The sequence below is a fragment of the Stenotrophomonas sp. genome (assembly GCF_035634915.1).
Taxonomy (GTDB): domain Bacteria; phylum Pseudomonadota; class Gammaproteobacteria; order Xanthomonadales; family Xanthomonadaceae; genus Stenotrophomonas.
The window spans coordinates 159,339-174,471 of the sequence record NZ_DASQCB010000016.1 but is presented as its reverse complement, the minus strand read 5'-3'; the positions used below and the strand labels follow the sequence as shown (position 1 = coordinate 174,471).

The 15,133-nt window shown below is 67.4% G+C and carries 18 protein-coding genes; 3 read left to right on the top strand and 15 right to left on the bottom strand.

Translation table 11 applies throughout. The annotated features are described in order from the left end of the window. Nucleotides 1–69: 69 nt before the first annotated feature. Nucleotides 70–2,007: an ATP-dependent zinc metalloprotease FtsH gene (gene ftsH / locus VER16_RS12895; protein WP_324808732.1), complete on the bottom strand. Its 1,938-nt coding sequence runs from the start codon at nucleotides 2,005–2,007 to the stop codon at nucleotides 70–72. Nucleotides 2,008–2,072: 65 nt separating this feature from the next. After that, nucleotides 2,073–2,705, bottom strand: coding sequence for a 23S rRNA (uridine(2552)-2'-O)-methyltransferase RlmE (gene rlmE, locus VER16_RS12890; RefSeq protein ID WP_324808730.1), 633 nt, complete (start codon nucleotides 2,703–2,705; stop codon nucleotides 2,073–2,075). 65 nt (nucleotides 2,706–2,770) lie between these two features. Here rlmE and yhbY point away from each other — a divergent pair, with 65 nt between their 5' ends. Both yhbY and VER16_RS12880 read left to right on the top strand, forming a co-directional pair. Continuing rightward, nucleotides 2,771–3,076 carry a ribosome assembly RNA-binding protein YhbY gene (gene yhbY / locus VER16_RS12885; RefSeq protein WP_324808728.1) on the top strand — a complete coding sequence of 102 codons (306 nt, stop codon included), beginning with the start codon at nucleotides 2,771–2,773 and terminating at the stop codon, nucleotides 3,074–3,076. 13 nt (nucleotides 3,077–3,089) lie between these two features. After that, the gene (locus tag VER16_RS12880) at nucleotides 3,090–3,464 is read left to right on the top strand and encodes an Mth938-like domain-containing protein (RefSeq protein ID WP_108768470.1); all 375 of its coding nucleotides are present in this window, start codon (nucleotides 3,090–3,092) and stop codon (nucleotides 3,462–3,464) included. A 313-nt stretch (nucleotides 3,465–3,777) separates the two neighbouring features. Here the strand turns inward: VER16_RS12880 and VER16_RS12875 are convergent, their stop codons facing one another. From VER16_RS12875 to surE, 4 genes are read right to left on the bottom strand one after another with little or no spacing between them, the layout of a single operon-like run. Next, entirely contained in the window at nucleotides 3,778–4,563 is a 786-nt protein-coding gene (locus tag VER16_RS12875) for a peptidoglycan DD-metalloendopeptidase family protein (protein ID WP_324808725.1), read from the bottom strand. Continuing rightward, nucleotides 4,560–5,174 carry a YqaA family protein gene (locus VER16_RS12870; protein WP_108768468.1) on the bottom strand — a complete coding sequence of 205 codons (615 nt, stop codon included), beginning with the start codon at nucleotides 5,172–5,174 and terminating at the stop codon, nucleotides 4,560–4,562. The genes VER16_RS12875 and VER16_RS12870 overlap by 4 nt, the downstream gene beginning before the upstream one ends. A 19-nt stretch (nucleotides 5,175–5,193) precedes the next feature. Further along, a complete protein-coding gene (locus tag VER16_RS12865) occupies nucleotides 5,194–5,871 on the bottom strand; it encodes a protein-L-isoaspartate(D-aspartate) O-methyltransferase (RefSeq protein WP_324808722.1) in 678 nt (225 codons plus the stop codon). Beyond that, entirely contained in the window at nucleotides 5,868–6,647 is a 780-nt protein-coding gene (gene surE / locus VER16_RS12860) for a 5'/3'-nucleotidase SurE (RefSeq protein ID WP_324808720.1), read from the bottom strand. Before surE ends, VER16_RS12865 begins: the two co-directional genes overlap by 4 nt. Nucleotides 6,648–6,856: 209 nt before the next feature. On the opposite strand from surE, the gene VER16_RS12855 reads away from it, so the two are divergent. Next, nucleotides 6,857–7,396 (top strand): Smr/MutS family protein, encoded by a 540-nt coding sequence (locus VER16_RS12855; RefSeq protein ID WP_324808719.1) that lies wholly within the window; start codon nucleotides 6,857–6,859, stop codon nucleotides 7,394–7,396. Nucleotides 7,397–7,500: 104 nt separating this feature from the next. Here the strand turns inward: VER16_RS12855 and truD are convergent, their stop codons facing one another. From truD to VER16_RS12810, 9 genes are all read right to left on the bottom strand, one after another. After that, nucleotides 7,501–8,532 carry a tRNA pseudouridine(13) synthase TruD gene (gene truD, locus VER16_RS12850; protein ID WP_324808716.1) on the bottom strand — a complete coding sequence of 344 codons (1,032 nt, stop codon included), beginning with the start codon at nucleotides 8,530–8,532 and terminating at the stop codon, nucleotides 7,501–7,503. Next, complete coding sequence (gene ispF, locus VER16_RS12845; RefSeq protein WP_079221436.1) at nucleotides 8,529–9,026, bottom strand: 2-C-methyl-D-erythritol 2,4-cyclodiphosphate synthase; 498 nt, start codon at nucleotides 9,024–9,026, stop codon at nucleotides 8,529–8,531. Before ispF ends, truD begins: the two co-directional genes overlap by 4 nt. Before the next feature lie 34 nt (nucleotides 9,027–9,060). After that, complete coding sequence (ispD, locus tag VER16_RS12840; protein ID WP_324808714.1) at nucleotides 9,061–9,759, bottom strand: 2-C-methyl-D-erythritol 4-phosphate cytidylyltransferase; 699 nt, start codon at nucleotides 9,757–9,759, stop codon at nucleotides 9,061–9,063. Then, the gene (gene ftsB / locus VER16_RS12835; protein WP_079221434.1) at nucleotides 9,756–10,106 is read right to left on the bottom strand and encodes a cell division protein FtsB; all 351 of its coding nucleotides are present in this window, start codon (nucleotides 10,104–10,106) and stop codon (nucleotides 9,756–9,758) included. The genes ispD and ftsB overlap by 4 nt, the downstream gene beginning before the upstream one ends. A gap of 4 nt (nucleotides 10,107–10,110) precedes the next feature. After that, on the bottom strand, nucleotides 10,111–11,403 hold the full coding sequence (gene eno, locus VER16_RS12830) for a phosphopyruvate hydratase (protein ID WP_324808711.1): 1,293 nt from the start codon (nucleotides 11,401–11,403) through the stop codon (nucleotides 10,111–10,113). 58 nt (nucleotides 11,404–11,461) lie between these two features. Beyond that, a complete protein-coding gene (locus VER16_RS12825) occupies nucleotides 11,462–11,857 on the bottom strand; it encodes a hypothetical protein (protein WP_324808709.1) in 396 nt (131 codons plus the stop codon). Between the two features lie 46 nt (nucleotides 11,858–11,903). Next, nucleotides 11,904–12,260, bottom strand: coding sequence for a hypothetical protein (locus VER16_RS12820; RefSeq protein ID WP_324808706.1), 357 nt, complete (start codon nucleotides 12,258–12,260; stop codon nucleotides 11,904–11,906). Then, nucleotides 12,257–13,087 carry a 3-deoxy-8-phosphooctulonate synthase gene (gene kdsA, locus VER16_RS12815; protein WP_079221430.1) on the bottom strand — a complete coding sequence of 277 codons (831 nt, stop codon included), beginning with the start codon at nucleotides 13,085–13,087 and terminating at the stop codon, nucleotides 12,257–12,259. Before kdsA ends, VER16_RS12820 begins: the two co-directional genes overlap by 4 nt. Nucleotides 13,088–13,175: 88 nt before the next feature. Further along, a complete protein-coding gene (locus tag VER16_RS12810) occupies nucleotides 13,176–14,840 on the bottom strand; it encodes a CTP synthase (RefSeq protein WP_324808704.1) in 1,665 nt (554 codons plus the stop codon). Nucleotides 14,841–15,133 lie beyond the last annotated feature (293 nt).

Sequence of the window (15,133 nt, the reverse complement as noted above, 5' to 3'; positions counted from 1 at the left end):
GGGCTGCAGGCCCGGAAACAACGAGGCCGGGTTTCCCCGGCCTCGTCTGCGATCAGCAATGGCGGGCCGTCAGTGCGACTCGGCCGGGCCGGCGATCGGCGGCAGCGGGCGAGCGTCGCCGCCCTTGTCATTGCCACCACCGTCCTTGTTGGACTTGTTCCAGCCCGCCGGCGGCGGCGGATCGCGGCCTTCCATGATGGCGTCGATCTGCGGCGCGTCGATGGTCTCGTACTGCAGCAGCAGCTGGGACATCGCGTGCAGCTTGTCGATGTTGGCCGTCATCAGCTCGGTGGTGCGTGCATAGGCCTCGTCGAGGATGCTGCGCACTTCCTCATCGATGCGGCGAGCGGTGTCGTTGGACACGCTCTTGTGCTGGGTGACCGAACGGCCCAGGAACACCTCGTCGTCTTCCTCGCCATAGGCGATCGGACCGAGCTGGTCGGACAGGCCCCACTTGGTGACCATGTTGCGGGCCATCTTGGTGGCACGCTCGATGTCGTTGGAGGCGCCAGTGGTGACCTTGTCGGCACCAAAGATCAGCTCTTCGGCCACGCGGCCGCCGTACAGCGAGCACAGCTGCGACTTGATCGCCACGCGGTTCATCGAATACTTGTCGCCTTCCGGCAGGTACATGGTCACGCCCAGCGCACGACCGCGCGGAATGATGGTGACCTTGTAGACCGGGTCATGCTCGGGCACCAGGCGGCCGACGATGGCGTGGCCCGCCTCGTGGTAGGCGGTCAGGGTCTTCTCGTCCTCGCTCATGGCCATCGAGCGACGCTCGGCGCCCATCAGGATCTTGTCGCGGGCACGGTCGAAGTGGTCCATGCGGACTTCCTTCTCGTTGCCACGCGCGGCGAACAGGGCGGCCTCGTTGCAGAGGTTGGCCAGGTCGGCACCGGAGAAGCCCGGGGTACCACGCGCGATCACCATCGGCTCGACGTCGTTGGCCAACGGCAGCTTGCGCATGTGCACCTTCAGGATGTGCTCGCGGCCCTTCACGTCCGGCAGGCCGACCACGACCTGGCGGTCGAAACGGCCCGGGCGCAGCAGCGCCGGGTCCAGCACGTCCGGACGGTTGGTCGCGGCGATGACGATCACGCCCTCACCACCTTCGAAGCCGTCCATTTCCACCAGCAGCTGGTTCAGGGTCTGCTCGCGCTCGTCATGACCGCCACCCAGACCGGCACCACGGTGGCGACCGACGGCATCGATTTCGTCGATGAAGATGATGCACGGCGCGTGCTTCTTGGCCTGCTCGAACATGTCGCGAACGCGGCTGGCGCCGACGCCGACGAACATTTCGACGAAGTCCGAACCGGAGATCGAGAAGAACGGCACCTTGGCTTCGCCGGCGATGGCCTTGGCCAGCAGCGTCTTGCCGGTACCCGGCGGGCCCACCATCAGCACGCCGCGCGGAATCTTGCCGCCGAGCTTGGTGAACTTGGACGGGTCACGCAGGAAGTCGACCAGTTCACCCACTTCTTCCTTGGCCTCGTCGCAGCCGGCAACGTCGGCGAAGGTGACCTTGATCTGGTCCTCGCCCTGCAGCTTGGCGCGCGACTTGCCGAAGGACATCGCACCCTTGGCACCGCCGCCACCGCCCTGCATCTGGCGCATGATGAACAGCCAGAAGCCGATGATCAGGATGACCGGCAGGAAGTTCATCAGGATGGCCGCGAAGGAAATGCCGCTGGACGGCTCTTCCTGCACGATGTCCACGTTCTTGGTGCGCAGCACGTTGATCAGGTCGCGATCAGCCGGCGCGGCGATGGTGGCCGTCTGGCCGCCACGGGTGGTGTAGGTGATCTGGTTGGTCAGGCCACGCGAATCGCCACCGAAGGTGACCTTCTGCACGTTGCCGCTGTCCACCTGGTCCAGGAACTGCGAATACGTCGCGCCCTGCGCCCCGGCCCCGGAGGACTTGGGCGAGAAGCTCTGGAAGACCACCATCAGCACGACGGCGACGACCACCCATAGCAGGAGGTTCTTGGTCAAGTCGTTCATCCTCATTGGCTCCGGCGTTCCTCTTAGTGCGGGTCTTGCGTTGGGGTCGAGCGTACGTTGCGAGCTTACTTCATGTGGGCGCGTTTTCCCTGTCCCAAGGCGTACACCTCGGGCGAGCGCTTGCGCGAGGCTTCCGGCTTGCGGATGGAGACCTTGTCGTACCGGCGGCGCATCTCGCGCACGTAGTCGTCAAAGCCTTCGCCCTGGAACAGCTTGATCAGGAATGCCCCACCGGTCTTTAGGTGGTTGTCGGCGAAGTCCAGCGCAAGCTCGGCCAGGTGCATCATCCGCGGCTGGTCGACCGCGCCCACACCACTCTTATTGGGGGCCATGTCCGACAGCACAAGGTCTACCGGCTGATTCCCGAGCATGGCTTCAAACTGCGATAGGACGGTTTCTTCCCTGAAGTCACCGTGAAGGAACTCCACGCCGGCCAGCGGCGGCATGTCCAGAATGTCCAGCGCAAGCACGCGGCCGGTGTCGCCAATCTGTCTCCGGACCTGCTGAGACCAACCGCCCGGGGCGGCTCCCAGGTCGACGACCACCATATGCGGCTTCAGCAACCGGTCACGTTCGAGCAGCTCCTCCAGCTTGTAGGCGGCGCGCGAGCGCATGCCTTCGGCCTGTGCCTTCTTCACGAAGGGGTCGGAGAAGTGTTCCTTGAGCCAGCGCTGGCTGCTTTTGCTACGGGTGGCCATTGGAAATAGGGGCAGATGGGGTCGTCATGATACCCTGATCGTCCCATTCAACCGCCTTTTCCTGCATGTCCATCGCCCTGACCGCTTCCCAGACCCGTTTCCTGCGCGGCCAAGCCCACGACCTCAAGGCCCTGCTGCAGACCGGTGGCAAGGGCATCACCCCGGCCTTCATCGCCGAGCTGAACGAAGTCCTGGAACGCCACGAACTGGTCAAGGTGAAGGTTGCCGCCGAGGACCGCGACGCCCGTGACGCGATGATCGCCGAGATCATCGAAGCCACCGAGGCTGCGCTGGTGCAGCGCATCGGCCACGTGGCCGTGCTGTATCGCCCGAGCAGGGAACAGCGCCAGATCGTGCTGCCGCGCGGCTGATCGCCCTGCCCTCATGCAGCTGAACCACGAACCGCCCGATTACGCCTACAGCCTGCGCGCAGCCGACGGCCGCTCGGCCAAGGTCAACGACCAGGTGCTGGGGCAGAGCTTCTTCCTGACCCCGGACCAGCTGGTCGCGCAGTGGCCGGTGCGCCAGGCAGCCGACCTGCAGCTGGCCGACATCGAAGCGATTCTTGCACTGAATCCGGCGCTGATCGTGCTGGGCACCGGCGACCGCCAAGTGTTTCCGCCGGCGGCTGTGATGGCCGCCTGCCTGTCGCGTGGCATCGGCCTGGAAGTGATGAACAACCCGGCTGCTGCGCGCACGTTCAACATTCTTGCCGGCGAAGGCCGCAAGGTTGCCGCTGCCTTCATTCTGGAAGGTTGAGCGCGGGCGCGCCGCCGGGCGTGGCCCGGATCAGATCGCAGTATCCGTAGCGCCCGAGCCGATGCCCGGGCGTTTTTGCTGGGTCGCGAAGAGCAGCCGAGCATGGCTCGGCTCTACAGGTGAAGCCGCCGGGCATGGCCCGGCGCTACCGGTATCTGCCTGCGCTAGCGCGCCGGCAGGTATTGCTGCGGGTCGACCGGCTTGCCGTTGTAGCGGGTGAGCCGTCTGCGCTTGCGGCCCATGGGCCGCGCCGTCGGCGAACGCCCGGCGTGCTACGCCGGGCCGGGGATCCGCCCAGAAAGCGAATCGACGATCAACGCGCCGGCAGGTACTGCTGCGGGTCGACCGGCTTGCCGTTGTAGCGGATCTCGAAGTGCAGCATGTCGCGGTTGGCGCCGGAGCGGCCCATTTCGGCGATCTGTTCACCGGCCTTGACGTTCTGGCCTTCGTTGACCAGGCGCTTGCGGTTGTGGCCGTAGGCCGACAGCCACTGGTCGCTGTGCTTGATGATGATCAGCTCGCCATAGCCGACCAGACCGGCGCCGGAGTACACCACCACGCCGTTGGCGGTGGCGCGCACGGCGGCACCGCTGGCACCCGCGATGTCCACGCCCTGCTTGGTCGCATCGCCGGCCACATAGCGTCCGACAATCGCGCCATCGGCCGGCCAGCGCCAGTCGATGTTGCTCTTCACCGGACCGACCGGTGCAGTGGGCGCCGGCGCCGGGGCGGTGGTGCCTGCGCTGCCGCGCGGCGGGGTCACCACCGTGGTCGGCGCACGGCCGCCGGTGGCACCGGCCGGATACAGGCGGATGATCTGGCCCGGGTAGATCTGCGACGGGTTGTCCAGCCGGTTCCAGGCGATCAGGTCGGCCGGGGTGATGTCATGGATGCGGGCCAGCGCATAGATCGTGTCGCCCTTGCGCACGACCACGGTCTGCCCGGGCTTGGGCACCGAGGTCTTCGGCGTGCTGACAGTGCTGCCACCGCTGCTGCCGCCAGGGCGGACCACGGTGGCGGTGCCACAGGCGGCCAGGGTGGATACCAGCAACGCCAGCGCGCCGATGCGCACTCCCTTGCTCAGACGATCTGCACTCATGCGAACTTCGACCTCCATACAAGCCAGGCAACCAGCCCCACCACCAGCACGGTGGCGATCCAGCCCAGCGGTTCAATCCAGCGACGCAGCGCCGCCTCGGCCCGCGCACCACCGATGCGGATGACCGCAGCCAGCACGTACACGCGCTTGCCACGACCGATCAACATGCTCAGCAGGTACTGCGGCATCGGCACGCCGACGATACCCGAAGCCCACGTGAAGACCTTCATCGGGATGGGCATGAAGCCGCCCAGCACCAGGAAGGTGAACACCGCCCACGGCGACTCGGCCATCTTGGCCTGCACCGTGGCGATGCCCTGCTCGATGGCCGGCAGCATGCCCAGCGCCTCGAACAGCGGCTTGATCGCTTCGAACGCGAAATGACCCAACGCGTAGCCGACCACCGCACCGACCATGGAGCCGGCCAGGCTGAGCGTGGCGAACCACCAGCCTCGCTTGGGCTGGGCCACGCACATCGGCGCCAGCATCACTTCCGGCATGACCGGGAAGATGATGGCCTCGAAGAAACTCAACACCGTCAGATAGGTCGGCGCGCGTTCGTGCGCCGCCCACTTCATCGCCCGCTCGTACAGCGGCCCGAAAATCTTCATGCAACCCTGCTCCGTGGATTCAATCGAGCATGCCAGACAGCAGCGGCACGAACGTGACCGGTGCCAGTACGCGTTGTTCGATGCTGCCGTCTTCCCTGCGGTCCAGCTGCACCAGCGACTGGCCACCCGGGCCACCCACCGGCGCCACCAGGCGCCCGCCGACAGCCAGCTGCTCGATCAGCGCATCAACCAGCGCCGGCGCCGCGGCCGTCACCACCACCGCGTCGAAGGGACCATGCTCGGCCCAGCCGACCCGGCCGTCGTCATGCTTGGTGCGGATGTTCATGCCCAGTGCGCGGAAGCGTTTGCGCGCCTGCCGCAGCAGATCGCCGATGCGCTCGACGGTATAGACCTCCAGGCCCACGGCGCCGAGCACGGCGGCCTGGTAACCCGAGCCGGTACCCACTTCCAGCACCTTCTTCGGCGCGACCTGCAACACCGCTTCGGTCATCCGCGCCACCACCCAGGGCTGGGAGATGGTCTGGCCATGACCGATCGGCAGCGCGGTGTCTTCGTAGGCGCGCGAAGCCAGCGCCTCGTCGATGAACAGATGCCGCGGCACCACCCGGATCGCGTTCAGCGTGGACTCGTCGACGATGCCGGCTTCGCGCAGGCGGTCGACCAGGCGGTCACGCACCCGCTGCGACGTCATGCCGATACCGACGGCTTCCGGTTGCAGACGCAGGCGCGGGCTCATGCCGGCGGGTCCAGCGCGGCGCTGAGGCCGCCGACCCAGCTGGCCACCTTCTCCAGTGCCTGGTAGCGGGTCAGGTCGACCTGGATGGGGGTGATCGAGATATGGCCGGTGCGCACCGCATGGAAGTCGGTACCGGGGCCGGAATCCTGTTCGCGGCCGGCCGGGCCGATCCAGTACACCTCGTTGCCGCGCGGGTCCTTCTGCGCGATGCAGCCTTCGGCGCGATGGCGGTTGCCCAGGCGGCTCACTTCGAAGCCCTTGACCTCATTCCACGGCAGGTCGGGCACGTTGACGTTGAGGATGGTGTCGGCCGGCAGCGGATCGGCCTTCAGGCGGGCGACGATCTCCACCGCGGCACGCGCGGCGGTCTCGAAGTGCTTCGGGTCGTGGTTGCGGGTGACCAGCGAAACGGCCACTGCCGGCAGGCCGAGGAAGCGCCCTTCCATCGCCGCCGAGACGGTGCCCGAGTAGATGACGTCGTCACCGAGGTTGGCGGCATTGTTGATGCCCGAAACGACAATATCGGGCTCGAATTCGAGCAGGCCGGTCAGCGCCAGGTGCACGCAGTCGGTCGGAGTACCGGCCACCGAGACGGTGTAATGGTCGATATGCTTCACCCGGATCGGCAGGTCCAGCGTCAGGGAATTGCTGGCACCGGAACGATCGCGGTCGGGTGCGACCACCGTCACTTCGTGGCCGGCCTCGCGCAGCACCGTGGCAAGCATCCGGATGCCTGCGGCGTCGACGCCATCATCGTTACTGACCAGGATGCGCATCTTCGATTTAACCGCTTGATTTTCCAAGAATTCGATTCCGTCACCTTGTCGCGTGGGCGGGACCGGCCGGGCCACTGTCGGGTGCCGGCGATCGCGCAAGTGCGTCGGCTATTGTGCCGCAAGCGGGCCGCCGGTCCTACCCTGCCAGTGGTGATGGGCGTCATCGAATCGACATAGGCAGACCCGTGCCGGCGGTTTACCCTGTGCGCATGTCGCACCCTGAAGATGAAGATCCGGCCGCCCTGTTCCGTGCGGCCATCGGCGAAGTAAAGCCGCTGCGCAAAGAGGTCGAGCCGGCACCGTCCGCGCCGAAGCCGAAGCCGCGCGCGCGCATGGCCGAACGCGATGAAGCCGAGGCCGCGGGCGAGTTCGCCCGCCTGCTGCGCGACAGCAGCCCGCTGGAAGCCGGCGACACCGCCAGCTACCGCCGCGACAACCTGCCGCCGCGGATGTTCCAGCGTCTGAAGCGCGGCCAGTATTCGGTACAGGACGAACTGGACCTGCACGGCGCCACGGCCGCGCAGGCCGAAACGTTGCTGCGCCAGTTCCTGCTGGAAGCACACGCGCACGAGTACGGCTGCGTGCGCATTATCCACGGCAAGGGCCTGCAGTCCGATGGCGGCGCGCCGGTGTTGAAGAACCTGGTGGATCGCCTGCTGCGGCTGCGCAACGACGTGCTCGCGTTCCACTCGGCACCGACCGGCCAGGGCGGCACCGGCGCAGTGCTGGTGCTGCTGGCACGGCGCTGATCGCCTCATCCACGCATGGCGTGGATCTACGACCCACCGCGGGGATCCATGCGATCACGCAGTAGATCCACACCATGCGTGGATACCCCGACCCCGTGGGGCGATCAGGCCTGAGAGGCGTCTTCGACCGGGCCGAGTTCGTGCAGCACGGCCGTGGCGTAGCAGCCCGGCGGCAGGGCGAACGACAGCTCCAGTACGTCCGCGGCCAGCCACTGGTGCTGCAGCAGAGCCGGACGCAGGCGCAGCGCGCGGCGCTCCTGCTTCAGGCGCGCGCCCTCCAGGCCGGTACGCAGCGCCTGGGATTCCTCATCGTCCAGCGCGGCCAGTTCCAGCGCGCGGGCAGCGTCGGTACTGCGCAGCTCGCCCTCGCCCCACAGCGGCGCGCTGGGGTGGATGTCGAAGCGGGCCAGGCGCTCGGCCAGCACATCGGTGTACGGCTCGGGGCCGAACACGCTGCGGCTGCCATCAAGCATCCACACCTCGCCCTCCAGCGGCTGGTCCCAGCTGCCCTGCTCCACCCGCGCGGCCAGCACGCGGTTGAACAGCGCCGAGCGCGCAGCCGACAGCAGCAGCGAACGCTGGTCCTGGCGCATGCGGCGGCCACCAAACATCGCCAGCGCCGCCGGCACGTTGCCGCCGTCGCGCCCGAAGCGCTGTTCACCGAACCAGTTCGGCAGGCCGCGCGTGGCGATCTGCTGCAGGCGCTCATCGATGGCCGCGGCATCGCCCTGCACGTCGCGCAGCACCAGCTTGAAGCGGTTGCCGGCCAGCGCGCCGCGCTGCAGCTTGCGGTTGTGCCAGGTAGCCTCAAGCACTTCCATCTCGTCACTGGCCAGCGCAGCCAGATCCGGGGCGATGCGCTTGGGCAGGTGCACGCTGAAACGCTGGGTAGTGACCGCATTGCGATCCTTCATGCCGGCGTAGCTGACGCCCATTTCCGGCAGGCCGGCCCACTTCGCCAGCACCTTGGCCACGTGCACCGTATTGGCACCGCGTTTGCGGATGTGCAGCAGCAGGTGCTCGCCTTCACCGGTGGCTTCGAAGGCCGGCAGTTCGTCGACCTGAAAATCCTCCGGCGTGGTGCGGATGCGCGCGCTCAGCAGCGGCGCGCCAAAGGCCAGCGGCAACGGAATCATGCCGCCACCAGCAGGACCACGGCCTGCGCGGCGATGCCCTCGCCACGGCCGGTGAAGCCGAGCTTCTCGGAGGTGGTGGCCTTGACGCTGACCGCGTCCAGCGGCAGCTGCAGCAGGCCGCCGATGCGTTCGCGCATGGCCAGCGCATGCGGGCCGACCTTGGGCCGCTCGCAGATGACGGTGATGTCGGTGTTGCCGACGCGCCAGCCGCGCTCGCGCAGCAGGCTGTCGCAGTGGCGGACGAAATCACTGCTGTCGGCGCCCTTCCAGCGGTCGTCACTGGGTGGGAAGTGCTGGCCGATGTCACCCAGCGCGATGGCGCCGAGCATGGCATCGCACAACGCGTGCAGGATGACGTCGCCATCGCTGTGGGCCAGCACGCCGCAGCTGTGCGCCACGCGGATGCCGCCGAGCATGATGTGGTCGCCTTCACCGAAGGCATGGACGTCGTAGCCCTGGCCGATACGGACGGGCGGGAACGGAGCGGTGCTCATGGATGCAACCCTTGCAGCAGGGCCGCGCGGGCGATCAGCCGGCGCGGCGGGAAAGTACGAATTCGAAACGGTCGAGGTCGGCCGGCGTGGTGACCTTGAAATTGTCCTCGCTGCCTTCCACCAGCAGCGGACGCTGGCCCTGGCGCTCCATGGCCATGGCATCGTCGGTGACGTCGACACCACTGGCGGCCGCAGCGGCCAGCGCGCGGATCAGCTGGTGGCGACGGAACAGCTGCGGGGTCAGCGCGCGCCACAGGCGCTCGCGCGGCTCGGTGCCATCGATGCCACCATCGTCACCGGCACGCTTAAGGGTGTCGCGCACGGGCGCGGCAAGGATCGCGCCGACCGGGTCGGCACGCCCCACTTCCAGCAGGCGCCCCAGATCAGCCAGCGACAGGTTGGGCCGCGCAGCATCGTGCACCAGCACGAACTCATCGGCGCGCACGCTGTCCGGCAGCGCCTGCAGGCCGGCCAGCACCGAGGCGGCGCGGGTCGCACCACCCACGCAGGTCAGCACCGGCTTGCCGGACCACCCGGTCCACCCCGGCCAATCCGCATCGTCCTCGCCGATGACCACCATCGCCCCGGCCACCGCCGGGTGCGCCAGCAGCGCATCCAGGGTGTGGGCAAGCAGGATCTGCCCGCCCGCCTGCAGGTACTGCTTGGGCAACGGCGCGCCGAAACGGGTGCCACGCCCGGCAGCCGGGACGACCGCCCAGATGGCCGCGCTCACGGCACGTCCGCCGGGTGGTCGCCGACCTGCGCCGCGACCGGTGCAGCCTGCGCCGGACGGACCGGCGCATCCTCCACCACGCGGTAGAACTTCTCGCCGGGCTTGATCATGCCCAGCTCGCTGCGCGCGCGTTCTTCGATGGCGGCCTGGCCTTCCTTGAGGTCCTTCACTTCAGCAGCCAGCGCGTCGTTGCGCTGCTGCAGACCTTCATTGTCCCGCTCCTGGTTGGCGACCTGGGCTTCGAGCATCATCACTTCACCCGAATTGCCCGGGCCGAACCAGAAACGGTACTGCAGCCATGCCAGCAGCAGGGCCAGCAGCAACAGCAGCCAGCGCCAGTCGCGCATGGGCTCAGCGCTTCAGCGACACGAACGCGTCACGACCGGCGTAACGCGCGCTGGCGCCGAGGGCTTCCTCGATGCGCAGCAGCTGGTTGTACTTGGCCACGCGATCGCTGCGGCACAGCGAGCCGGTCTTGATCTGGGTGGCGGTGGTGGCCACCGAGATGTCAGCGATGGTGGTGTCTTCGGTTTCGCCCGAACGGTGCGAGACCACGGCGGCGTAGCCGGCGCGGTCGGCCATGGCGATCGCTTCCAGGGTTTCGCTCAGGGTGCCGATCTGGTTGACCTTGATCAGGATCGCGTTGGCGGTGCCCGAATCGATGCCTTCCTGGAAGATCTTCGGGTTGGTGACGAACAGATCGTCGCCCACCAGCTGCACCTTCTTGCCGACGCGGTCGGTCAGCAGCTTCCAGCCGGCCCAGTCGTTCTCGGCCAGGCCGTCTTCGATCGTGATGATCGGGTACTGCGCGGCCCAGTCGGCCAGGAAGTCGACGAACTGCTCGGAGGTCAGGCGCTTGTTTTCGCCCACCAGGTTGTACTTGCCGTTCTCGAAGAACTCGCTGGAGGCCACGTCCAGGCCCAGCAGCACGTCTTCACCGGCGGTGTAGCCAGCCTTGCCGATCGCTTCCAGGATGGTGTCCAGCGCTTCGACGTTGCTGCGGAAGTCCGGCGCGAAGCCGCCTTCGTCGCCCACGGCGGTGCTCAGGCCGTGGCTCTTCAGCACGGACTTCAGCGAATGGAAGATTTCGGTGCCGGCGCGCAGGGCTTCGGAGAACGAGGTGAAGCCCACCGGCAGCACCATGAATTCCTGGAAGTCAACGTTGTTGTCGGCGTGGGCGCCGCCGTTGATGATGTTCATCATCGGCACCGGCAGCGACGGGGTCGCACCGGTCTTGGCGGCCAGGTACTGCCACAGGGCCTGCTTGCTGGAAGCGGCGGCGGCATGTGCGGCGGCCATCGACACGGCCAGCAGCGCGTTGGCGCCCAGGCGGCCCTTGTTCTCGGTGCCGTCCAGATCGATCAGGCGACGGTCCAGGCCGGCCTGGTCGACGGCTTCGAAGCCCTTCAGTGCATTGGCGATGGCGCCGTTGACGTTCTCGACGGCCTTGCGCACGCCCTTGCCCAGGTAACGGGTCTTGTCGCCGTCACGCAGCTCGACCGCTTCCTTGGTGCCGGTCGAGGCGCCGGAGGGAACCGCGGCGCGACCGAACGAACCGTCCTCCAGGATGACTTCGGCTTCCAGCGTGGGGTTGCCACGGCTGTCGAGGATTTCACGGGCGTGGATGCTGCGGATCGTACTCATGAGCGGACCGGTTACCTGTCTGGAGGAGGGAATGCGACAAATGTGAAATGCCGCGTGATTATCCCCGGCTGCCCGCCGCTTGCCAAATGGTGCCGTCGGCCACCACCGGATCGGCGCCCTGCACCCGCAGCGGCACCGCGATCAGCAGGCCGAGCAGCGCCAGCAGCAACGCCGCCACCGCAGCCATGCCGCGCCCACGCTGCCTGCGCCAGGCCAGTACCGAGGCCACGCCACTGCCGAGTGCGGACAGCACCAGCACGGCCATCGCCAGCATCAGCAGCCACTGCCTGGAGGCGAGCGCATGGCTGCCATCACCCGGCATGCCGATCGCAGACAGGAAGACCATGAGCCCGGCACCCAGGGCGGCCCAGGCGAGCACGGCAAGACCCAGCGCGCAGACGCCCCAGGGCCAGGGTCGGCGCAGCACGCGCGCGGAAGTGGTCGGGCTTGTCATCTGAATGGGTACCGCATGAATGGGCGCAGTGCGCGCCGGCGAACGATTACAGCTGGGCCAGGATGGCCCAGACCAGCAGCAGCGAAGGCACGACCAGCAGCACCGCAGCCAGCGCAGCGGCGACGCGCGCGCGGTGCAGCCGCCAGCCCAGCACGGTGCTTGCGGTACCGGCCGCATACATCACGACGGCCGCGCAGAAGGAAACCTTGAGCATCGTGACCTGCCAGTGCGGGGCCGCACCATCGCCCGGCATGCGCGTACCGGCGGCGGCGAGCAGCACCGCATAGCCGAACGCACCCCAGGCGAGCAGGCCAAACAGCAGCGCCACCCAGCCCCACGGCCAGCTGCGCCAATGCCGCCGGCGACGCTGGGCTTCCAGCGCCGCCCACGGGTCAAAACTCACGCGAAGCGCGAGAAACCGTGCTTCTTGGTCACCGCGTCGAGCTCCATCAGGGTCTCGAGCAGGGCTTCCATCTGGTCCAGCGGCCACGCGTTGGGGCCATCGGACAGTGCCTTGGACGGATCCGGGTGGGTCTCGGCGAACAGGCCGGAGATGCCCACGGCCACCGCCGCACGTGCCAGCACCGGCACGTGTTCGCGCTGGCCGCCGGAGCTGGTGCCCTGCCCGCCCGGCAGCTGCACCGAATGGGTGGCATCGAACACCACCGGGCAACCGGTGTCGCGCATCACTGCCAGCGAACGCATGTCGCTGACCAGGTTGTTGTAGCCGAAGCTGGCACCACGCTCGCAGACCATGATCTGCTCGTTACCGGTGGACTTGGCCTTCTCCACGACCGGCTTCATGTCCCACGGCGCCAGGAACTGGCCCTTCTTGATGTTGACCGGCTTGCCGGCCGCACACACCTTGCGGATGAAATCGGTCTGGCGGACCAAGAACGCCGGGGTCTGCAGCACGTCCACCACCGAGGCCACTTCGTCCATCGGGGTGTATTCGTGCACGTCGGTCAGCACCGGCACGCCGATCTGCTTCTTCACTTCGGCCAGCACCTTCAGGCCCTCTTCCATGCCCGGGCCGCGGAAGGCGGTGCCCGAGGTACGGTTGGCCTTGTCGAAGCTCGACTTGAAGATGAAGTTGACGCCGAGGCGATCGGTGATCTCCTTCAGCTTGCCGGCGGTATCGAGCTGCAGCTGCATCGACTCGATCACGCAGGGGCCGGCGATCAGGAACAGGGGCTGGTCCAGCCCAACCTCGAATCCACACAGTTTCATGGCGTTTCCTTGTTGTCCGCTACGCCGGCAGGACCGGCGTGCTGGGGTTGAAGCATGCAGGATGGGGGCCGAAGCCCCCCTTCACAAGTCAGGCGCGGGCTTGCGCCAGCAGCGCGCCGCCGGCCTTGCGCTCGCGCGCGGCACGGATGAAACCGATGAACAGCGGGTGGCCATCGCGCGGCGTGGACAGGAACTCCGGATGCGCCTGGCAGGCCAGGAACCACGGGTGCGCATCACGCGGCAGCTCGACCACTTCCACCAGGGTGTCGTCCATCGACTTGCCCGAGATCACCAGGCCGGCATCTTCCAGCTGGGTGCGGTAGCGGTTGTTGAACTCGTAGCGGTGGCGGTGGCGCTCGGACACCACGTCCTTGCCGTACAGCTCGCGGGCCAGCGTGCCCGGCTTCAGGCGCTGCTCCTGCAGGCCCAGGCGCATGGTGCCGCCGAGGTCGCTCTTGTCATCGCGCTTCTCGACATCGCCGGTGGCGGTGCGCCACTCGGTGATCAGGCCGATCACCGGGTCCGGCGACTGGCGGTCGTTCTCGGTGCTGTTGGCGTTTTCCAGGCCCAGCACGTGGCGCGCGTAGTCGACCACGGCCGCCTGCATGCCGTAGCAGATGCCGAAGTACGGCACGCTGTTCTGGCGGGCGAACTGCGAGGTCAGCACCTTGCCTTCGAAACCACGGTCACCGAAGCCGCCCGGCACCAGGATGCCGTCGACGTCGGCCAGCGCGGCCATGTCGGTGCCTTCCAGGTCCTGCGCTTCCAGCCACTTCAGGTTGACCTTGGTGCGCTGGCGCAGGCCGCCGTGCTTGAGGGCTTCGCCGACCGACTTGTAGGCGTCCTGGTGGTCGACGTACTTGCCGACCACGGCGATGGTCACTTCATCCAGCGGGTGCAGGGTCGCGTCGACCGCGTCCTCCCACATCGACAGGTCGACCGGGCCGGCCTTGTCGGCCAGCTTCAGCTGGTTGACCACGATCTCGTCCAGGCCCTGCGCGTGCAGGCCCGACGGAATGCGGTACAGCACGTCCACGTCCGGCACGCTGATGACGGCGCGCTCGGAAACGTTGGTGAACTGGGCGATCTTGCGGCGCTCCGAATCCGGCACGGCCTGCTCGGAACGGCACAGCAGCACGTCCGGCTGGATGCCGATCGAACGCAGTTCCTTCACCGAGTGCTGGGTCGGCTTGGTCTTCAGCTCACCGGCGGCGCCGATGTACGGCACCAGGGTGAGGTGCATGAACAGCGCCTTCTCCGGGCCGCGCTCGGTGCGCACCTGGCGGATCGCTTCCAGGAACGGCAGCGACTCGATGTCGCCGACGGTGCCGCCGATCTCGACCAGGGCCACGTCGTAGCCTTCGGTGGCTTCGTCGATGCAGCGGCGGATTTCATCGGTGATGTGCGGGATGACCTGCACGGTCGCACCCAGGTAGTCGCCGCGACGCTCCTTGCGGATGACGTTCTCGTAGATGCGGCCGGTGGTGACCGAGTTCTTGCGGCTCAGGCGGGTACGCACGAAACGCTCGTAGTGGCCCAGGTCGAGGTCGGTCTCGGCGCCGTCGTCGGTGACGTAGACCTCACCGTGCTGGAACGGGCTCATGGTGCCCGGATCGACGTTGATGTACGGGTCGAGCTTCATCATCGTGACCTTCAGGCCACGCGCTTCGAGAATGGCGGCCAGTGACGCAGCGGCAATACCTTTGCCGAGCGAGGACACCACGCCGCCGGTTACGAAAATCAAGGGAGTCATGGCTGCAAGCATCCTGTCTGGAAATGGAAAACGGCAGCGCCACGCCTGCCCGAGGGGCGGGCGTGGAGCAGAAAGGGGGTTTTCCGGTTCGCTGGGGCAGCGAGGGAGGCGCGGGACCGGTCGGCGGCAGGCGCCGGACGGGGACCATCGTGCGAGGTCGGGGCGGCCGTGCCGGTCAATTCGACCGTCACCTGCGACCCGCATTGCTGGAGGCCACGCATGGCCGGTCCAGCCCATTCGCAAATGGTGGACACGCACTACTCCCGGAAAGCCATAGTTTACAGATAGATGGC

Bases quoted from the DNA above. Each gene is read 5' to 3' on its own strand.
- ftsH (WP_324808732.1), bottom strand. From the start codon at position 2,007: ATGAACGACTTGACCAAGAACCTCCTGCTATGGGTGGTCGTCGCCGTC.
- rlmE (WP_324808730.1), bottom strand. From the start codon at position 2,705: ATGGCCACCCGTAGCAAAAGCAGCCAGCGCTGGCTCAAGGAACACTTC.
- yhbY (WP_324808728.1), top strand. From the start codon at position 2,771: ATGTCCATCGCCCTGACCGCTTCCCAGACCCGTTTCCTGCGCGGCCAA.
- VER16_RS12880 (WP_108768470.1), top strand. From the start codon at position 3,090: ATGCAGCTGAACCACGAACCGCCCGATTACGCCTACAGCCTGCGCGCA.
- VER16_RS12875 (WP_324808725.1), bottom strand. From the start codon at position 4,563: ATGAGTGCAGATCGTCTGAGCAAGGGAGTGCGCATCGGCGCGCTGGCG.
- VER16_RS12870 (WP_108768468.1), bottom strand. From the start codon at position 5,174: ATGAAGATTTTCGGGCCGCTGTACGAGCGGGCGATGAAGTGGGCGGCG.
- VER16_RS12865 (WP_324808722.1), bottom strand. From the start codon at position 5,871: ATGAGCCCGCGCCTGCGTCTGCAACCGGAAGCCGTCGGTATCGGCATG.
- surE (WP_324808720.1), bottom strand. From the start codon at position 6,647: ATGCGCATCCTGGTCAGTAACGATGATGGCGTCGACGCCGCAGGCATC.
- VER16_RS12855 (WP_324808719.1), top strand. From the start codon at position 6,857: ATGTCGCACCCTGAAGATGAAGATCCGGCCGCCCTGTTCCGTGCGGCC.
- truD (WP_324808716.1), bottom strand. From the start codon at position 8,532: ATGATTCCGTTGCCGCTGGCCTTTGGCGCGCCGCTGCTGAGCGCGCGC.
- ispF (WP_079221436.1), bottom strand. From the start codon at position 9,026: ATGAGCACCGCTCCGTTCCCGCCCGTCCGTATCGGCCAGGGCTACGAC.
- ftsB (WP_079221434.1), bottom strand. From the start codon at position 10,106: ATGCGCGACTGGCGCTGGCTGCTGTTGCTGCTGGCCCTGCTGCTGGCA.
- eno (WP_324808711.1), bottom strand. From the start codon at position 11,403: ATGAGTACGATCCGCAGCATCCACGCCCGTGAAATCCTCGACAGCCGT.
- VER16_RS12825 (WP_324808709.1), bottom strand. From the start codon at position 11,857: ATGACAAGCCCGACCACTTCCGCGCGCGTGCTGCGCCGACCCTGGCCC.
- kdsA (WP_079221430.1), bottom strand. From the start codon at position 13,087: ATGAAACTGTGTGGATTCGAGGTTGGGCTGGACCAGCCCCTGTTCCTG.
- VER16_RS12810 (WP_324808704.1), bottom strand. From the start codon at position 14,840: ATGACTCCCTTGATTTTCGTAACCGGCGGCGTGGTGTCCTCGCTCGGC.